Source organism: Actinacidiphila bryophytorum (assembly GCF_016916835.1).
GTDB lineage: Bacteria > Actinomycetota > Actinomycetes > Streptomycetales > Streptomycetaceae > Actinacidiphila > Actinacidiphila bryophytorum.
Genome location: NZ_JAFFIX010000013.1, coordinates 190,468 through 197,288, shown reverse-complemented (window position 1 = coordinate 197,288; position 6,821 = coordinate 190,468). Strand labels below are relative to the sequence as shown.

4 protein-coding genes are annotated in these 6,821 nt (G+C 72.4%); 3 read left to right on the top strand and 1 reads right to left on the bottom strand.

The window, feature by feature from the left end:
* Positions 1–306 precede the first annotated feature (306 nt).
* The 3 genes from JT723_RS20500 to JT723_RS20490 all read left to right on the top strand — a co-directional run bounded on the left by JT723_RS20500 (position 307) and on the right by JT723_RS20490 (position 5,819).
* Positions 307–3,267 carry a carbohydrate-binding protein gene (locus JT723_RS20500; protein WP_205046162.1) on the top strand — a complete coding sequence of 987 codons (2,961 nt, stop codon included), beginning with the start codon at positions 307–309 and terminating at the stop codon, positions 3,265–3,267.
* 131 nt (positions 3,268–3,398) lie between these two features.
* Positions 3,399–5,213: an ABC transporter ATP-binding protein gene (locus JT723_RS20495; protein WP_205046161.1), complete on the top strand. Its 1,815-nt coding sequence runs from the start codon at positions 3,399–3,401 to the stop codon at positions 5,211–5,213.
* A gap of 105 nt (positions 5,214–5,318) precedes the next feature.
* Entirely contained in the window at positions 5,319–5,819 is a 501-nt protein-coding gene (locus JT723_RS20490; RefSeq protein ID WP_205046160.1) for a PRC-barrel domain-containing protein, read from the top strand.
* Between the two features lie 29 nt (positions 5,820–5,848).
* Here the strand turns inward: JT723_RS20490 and JT723_RS20485 are convergent, their stop codons facing one another.
* On the bottom strand, positions 5,849–6,721 hold the full coding sequence (locus JT723_RS20485) for a prephenate dehydratase (RefSeq protein ID WP_205046159.1): 873 nt from the start codon (positions 6,719–6,721) through the stop codon (positions 5,849–5,851).
* Positions 6,722–6,821: the final 100 nt, after the last annotated feature.

Sequence of the window (6,821 nt, the reverse complement as noted above, 5' to 3'; positions counted from 1 at the left end):
GCTCTCGACAGCCCCGGCCCCGGCACCCCGCGAGGCCGCGACGGGCTAGCCAGGGCCTGGCCGAGGCCCGGCAAGCGCGAGCAAGAAGCGGACGGAAAAGCTTCGCCGCATGCACGGGCCGCCGCAAACACCGTCGCGGTGCCGCCCGGATCCGCGCAGGTCGGCGCCCTTGTCGCGGGCGGCAGCCGGATTGCGCACCGGTGCGCGGCCCGCCCGCGGGATCGCCCCGGCGCATTGCCCCCGCCAGGGGCCGGGGCTACGGTGCGGCGCACTCGATCAACTCCCCTCCTGTTGCGGAGCACACGCATGCCCACATCCCCCCGGGGCACCCTGCTGCCCAGATCCGCGCCCGCCGCGCTCGTCGCGCTGCTGGCCCTGCTGGCCGCCCTCGTCGGCTGGACCACCCTGCGCGCCTCGGCGGCCACCGGAACCGTCTACGAGGCCGAGTCGGCCGCGCTGTCCGGCGGCGCGGTGGTCGCAACCGACCACTCCGGTTTCACCGGCAGCGGTTTCGTCGGCGGCTACACCGACGGCAACAAGGGCAGCGCGGCGACCAGCTTCTCGGTGACCGCCGCGAACTCCGGCGGCTACGTCGCCACCCTGCGCTACGCCAACGGCACCACCGCACCGCAGACCCTGTCGGTGTACGTCAACGGCGCCAAGGCCGCGCAGATCTCGCTGCCGGCCACCGCCGACTGGAACACCTGGGGCACCGTCGCCACACCCGTGACCCTGGCCTCGGGCCACGACACCGTCGGCTACCGCTTCGACTCCTCCGACAGCGGCAACGTCAACCTCGACGACATCACCCTCAGCGCCGCCGCGTCCCCCGCCGACGGCCGGTACGAGGCCGAGTCCGCGGCGCTGTCCGGCGGCGCGGTGGTCGCAACCGACCACTCCGGTTTCACCGGCAGCGGTTTCGTCGGCGGCTACACCGACGGCAACAAGGGCAGCGCGGCCACCACCTTCAGCGTGACCTCCACGGGCGCCGGCAGCGCGCCGGTGTCGCTGCGCTACGCCAACGGCACCGGCTCCACCCGCACCCTGTCGGTCTACGTCAACGGCAGCAAGGCGGCCACCACCTCGCTGCCCGCGACCGCCGACTGGAACACCTGGGGCACCGCCACCGAGAACCTCGCGCTGGCCTCGGGCGCGAACACCGTGGCGTACCGCTTCGACAGCACCGACAACGGCAACGTGAACCTCGACAGCATCACCGTCGGCACCACCGCCACGACCCCGCCGACCACACCGCCCACCACCCCGCCCGGCGGCGGAGGCGGCCAGACCTACGACGCGGCCACGGCCTTCGCCACCGGCGGCGCCACCGCCGCCACCTCGATCGCCGGCTACTCCGGCAGCGGCTACCTGACCGGCTTCACCGCACAGGGCGCCCAGACCCAGATCGACACCGCCGTCCCGTCGGCCGGCAGCTACCCCGTCACCGTCACCTACGCCAACTCCACCGGCTCCGCGCAGACCCTCTCGCTCTACCTCAACGGCATCAGGAACGCGCAGCTGAGCCTGCCCGCGGGCAGCGGCTGGCTGACCGTCTCCAAGACCGTCACGCTGCGCTCGGGCCTGAACCTGGTCGGCCTCCAGCACGACACGGGCGACACCGGCAACGTCGCGGTCGACGGCGTCTCCGTCGAGGGCGGCACCGCGCTCGCCGCCCAGGGCGCGACCCTGCCCTACACCGAATACCGCGCCGCCGACGCCGCCACCAACGGCACCGTCCTGCCGGTCAGCCGCGCCTACCCCTCGCTCGGCGCCGAGGCCACCGGACGCAGCGCCGTCCAGCTCACCGGCACCGGCAAGTACGTCCAGGTCACCCTGGCCAAGCCGGCCAACTCCGTGGTCGTGCGCTACTCGATCCCCGACACCTCCGACGGCTCGCCCACCACCGCCCCGCTCGCCCTCTACGCGGGCAGCAGCAAGGTCACCGACCTGACGCTGACCAACAAGTACTCCTGGCTCTACGGCGGCGGCTACTACGACACCAACAACCCCGCCGACGGCACCGGCCACCACTTCTACGACGACGTCCGCTACAAGAACTCCGGCACCTGGCCGGCCGGCACGGTCCTGAAGCTGCAGAAGGACAGCGCCGCCGGCGGCACCTTCACGATCGACACCGTCGACACCGAACTGGTCGACGCGGCCTACGCGATGCCCGCGGGCTACGTCTCGGCGGCGACGTACGGCATCACGCCCGGCGGCGGTGACGTCACCTCGGCGCTCAACAGCGCGCTCGGCCAGCTGTCCGGCACCGGCCAGGGCCTGTGGCTGCCCGCCGGCACCTACAGCATCTCCGGGCGGGTCAACCTCAGCAACGTGTCGCTGCGCGGCGCAGGCCAGTGGTACACGACCCTCCAGTCCACCGCGGAGAACGGCTCCGGCGGGCTCTACGCGACCGGCGGCCGCAACCAGATCGCGGACCTGGCCGTCTCCGGCGACCACACCTTCCGCAACAACGACCAGGGCGCACCCGCCATCGAGGGCGCCTTCACCTCGGGATCGCTGGTCCTCGGGGTGTGGATGGAACACGCCAAGGTCGGCCTGTGGGCGGTGCCCGGCACCGGCCTCGACGTCGCAGGGGTGCGCGCCCGCGACATCTACGCCGACGGCATCCACGTGCACGGCGGCTCGTCCGGCAGCCGCGTCGAGCAGTCCCACGTGCGCAACACCGGTGACGACAACATCGCCCTGGACACCGAGGGCGGCGACGTCACCCACTGCACCGTCTCGCACAACACCGTGCAGTCGCCGATCCAGGCCGGCGGCATCGGGGTCTACGGCGGCGGCGACAACGTCGTGGAGAACAACGCCGTCAGCGACACGGTCGCCTTCGGCTCCGGCATCAACATCAGCACCGCGTTCGGCCAGAACTTCTCCGGACCCACCACCGTCCGCGACAACCTGCTGACCCGGGCCGGCTCGCACAACGACAACTGGAACTCCGACATCGGCGCCCTGTGGATCTTCGCCGACGCCAAGGGCGACATCACCCAGCCCGTCACCGTCACCGGCAACACCATCAAGGACAGTTCCTACCAGGCGGTCCTGCTCAGCTACGCCCACACGATCAGCGCCCTGACCCTCGACCACGACACGATCACCGGCGCCGGGACGTACGGCTTCGACATCAACAACGTCACCGGCGGCATGACCGTCAGCAACACCGCCGTCAGCGGCACGGGGTCGGGCGGCCTGAACAACCCCGGCGGCTACCCGATCACCCGCGGACCGGGGAACTCGGGCTTCTGACGGAACGTCACCGGCGGCGCGGTGGCCGATAAAAACGCTTGGACCACGCCGACGCCCTCGCGGGACACTTCCCTTCCTTGCCTCCCCGACAAGGTGGCGGGCATTCGTGCACGACACACAGGGGGTGGGGGATGGAAGCGCCTGAGTCCCGCGAGGGCGCACCGGGACGCGGTTCCGTGGTGCTCGCACTGCGGTACTACTGGCGGGAGCTGGTCCGGCTGCGATGGATCGCGGTGCCCGCGATGCTGCTGCCGGCGCTCGGCTCGACGGGCATCAACTACGTCGCCCCGCTCTTCGTCGCCAAGCTCGTCGGCCGGATCGCCGACGACTCGGGGCTCGCGGTGGGCACCGCGGTGCCGTACGTACTCGCCTTCGCCGGGGTCATGCTCTTCGGCGAACTGCTGTGGCGGCTCGGCTTCCACTGCCTGAACCGGGTCGACGCGCGCGGCATCGAGCACCTGTACGTCATCGGCATGGACGAGCTGTTCGCGAAGGACGCCGCCTTCTTCCACAACAGCTTCGCCGGGTCGCTCACCAAGCGGGTGCTGAGCTTCGCCTCCCGCTTCGAGGAGTTCATCGACACCCTCACCTTCAACGTGGTGGGCAACCTGGTGCCGCTGCTGTTCGGCTGCGTGGTGCTGTGGCTCTACCAGCCGCTGCTGGTCGCCGGCCTGGTCGTGATGCTCGCGGTGACCGCGCTGTGCGTGGCACCGCTGATCCGCCGCCGCCAGGCGCTGGTGGCCCAGCGGGAGCTGGCCATCGCCCGGGTGGCAGGACATGTCGCGGACAGCCTGATGAACATCGACACCGTGCGGGCCTTCGCGGCCGAGGACCGCGAGGCGGCCGAGCACCGCTCCCGGGTCGCGGAGTCCAAGCGGCTGAGCCTGCGCTCCTGGGACTACGGCAACCTGCGCATCGACACGCTGGTCGCGCCGATGTCGGTGCTGACCAACGGCCTCGGCCTGCTGCTCGCGGTCACCCTCGGCGGCGGCACCCACGGGGTGGAGGCGATCGTGGTCGCCTTCACCTACTACTCCAACGCCACCCGGATCATGTTCGAGTTCAACCAGATCTACCGCCGGCTGGAGAGCGCCACGACCGAGGCCGCGCAGTTCACCGACCTGCTGCTCACCCCGCCGAGCGTGGTGGACTGCGCGTCGCCGGAACCGCTGCGCACCCGGGCCGCCGACGTCCGCTTCGAGCAGGTGACCTTCGCCCACGCGGGCGCGCAGCCGCTCTTCGAGGGCCTGGACCTGGATGTGCCCAGCGGTACGAAGATCGGCCTGGTGGGGCGGTCGGGCGGCGGCAAGACCACCCTGACCCGGCTGCTGCTGCGGATGGCCGACATCGACGCCGGGCGCATCACCGTCGGCGGCCAGGACATCAGCCGGCTGCGGCAGGCCGACCTGCGCAGCCTGATGGCGTACGTGCCGCAGGACCCGGCGATGTTCCACCGCACCCTGCGGGAGAACATCGCCTTCGCCCGCCCGGACGCCACCGACGCCGAGATCCGCCGCGCCGCCGAGGCCGCACACGTGGCGGACTTCGCCGACGCGCTGCCCGACGGCTTCGACACGCTGGTCGGCGAGCGCGGCGTCAAGCTGTCCGGCGGCCAGCGGCAGCGGGTCGCACTGGCCAGGGCCATCCTGCGCGACGCACCGATCCTGCTGCTGGACGAGGCGACCAGCGCCCTGGACTCCGAGAGCGAGATCCTGGTGCAGGAGGCCCTGTGGCGGCTGATGGAGGGGCGTACGGCACTGGTGGTCGCGCACCGGCTCAGCACCGTGGCCACCATGGACCGGCTGGTCGTCCTCGACGGCGGGCGGATCGTCGAGCAGGGCAGCCACCAGGAGCTGCTGGCCGCGGAAGGCGCCTACGCCAAGCTCTGGCAGCACCAGTCGGGCGGCTTCCTCGACGAGACCCCCGCACCGGCCGACCTGCACTGATCCCGGGCCGGGCGCGGCAGGTCGGCGCGCGCCCGGCCCGGCGGGTGCTTACCGTGGAAGGCGACCGCCACGGCTGCGGCCCCGCACCGGAGGAGTGATCGGCTTATGGCCCATGAGGCGCAGGAGGCGCGGGAGGCCCTGGCGGACCCGGAGGCGCTCAGGCAGCTGACGGCCTACGACCGGCACGGCGAACGGATCGGCCGCGTCACCGACGTGTACGTGGAGGACCTGCACCGCCTCCCCGAATGGGTGAGCGTGCTCACCGAAGAGCACGGCCCGGGCAGCGGCGCCACCTTCGTACCGCTGGAGGGCGCCAGCGCGGGCCGGGAGGGCGTACTGGAGGTGGCGTGCACGGCGGAGGCGGTGCGCAGCGCCCCCCGGATGGAGGCCGAGCAGCACCTGGACCTGGTCCAGGAGCAGCAGCTCTACCGGCACTACGGGCTCGCCACGCCCGCGGAGGAGGCGTCGGGGGCGCCCGGCGTCGGCGAGGGCCGGCCCAAGTGGCCGGTGACCGAGGGGGAGGCGGACCTGCAGGGCTTCAGGGAACTCGCCGAGCAGCCGCCCGTCCCGCGGCTGCGCCGGTACGTGCCGGACGAGGACGGCTGAGCGCTCGCCGCCCCCAGGACGCGCCCGCCTCAGGTCGCGGCGGCGCCCGCGCCCGCCTGCTGCTCGCGCCCGGCCCGGCGGTGCGGGTGCGCAGGGTAGACGCCCAGCAGGCGCACCTCGGAGGAGAAGAAGTCCAGCTCCTCCAGGGCCAGGGCGACCCGCGGCTCCTCGGGGTGGCCCTCGATCTCGATGTAGAAGCGGGCGGGGTGCAGGCCCGCACCGGTCTGGTAGCTCTCGATCTTGGTGATGTTCACCGCGTTGCTGGCGAAGCCGCCCAGCGCTTTGTACAGCGCGCTGGGGATGTTGCGCACGCAGAAGAACAGGCTGGACATGGTGGGTGCGCCGGTGTCCTGCGGGCGGACCGCCTCGCGGGAGAGGATCACGAAGCGGGTGGTGTTGTCGGGGTCGTCCTCGACGCCGGCCCGCACCACGCGCAGCCCGTACTCGCGGGCGGCGGCCGGCGGGGCGAGCGCCGCGTGCCGGGGGTCGCCCAGCTCGGCGACCTCGCGGGCGGCGCCGGCGGTGTCCTGGGTGACCAGCGTCCGCCAGCCGCCCTCGCGCAGGACCTTGCGGCACTGCCCCAGGGCGTGCACATGGCTGCGGACGCACTCGATCTGCCCGGGTGTCCCGTGCGGGACGCCGACCAGGTCGAAGCGGATGGGCAGGAAGTACTCGCCGATGATGGACAGGCCCGAGTCGGGCAGCAGATGGTGGACGTCGGCGACGCGCCCCGCGGCCGAGTTGTCCACCGGGATCACCGCGAGGTCGGCGCTGCCGGCCGTCACCGCGTCCAGCGCCTGCTCGAAGCTCGTGCAGGGCAGGCCGGTGCTGCCCGGGTAGAGGTCGGCGGTCGCGGCGGCGGAGTTGGACCCGGGCTCCCCCTGGTAGGCGATCGTGATCACTCGAACCTCTGCTTCCCACCCGTGCGGGTGTCGTCGCCCTCCGGTCGGGGAGAGCACTCCGATCATAACGGCGGCCTGCGCTTCCCCTAGGGCCTGTCGT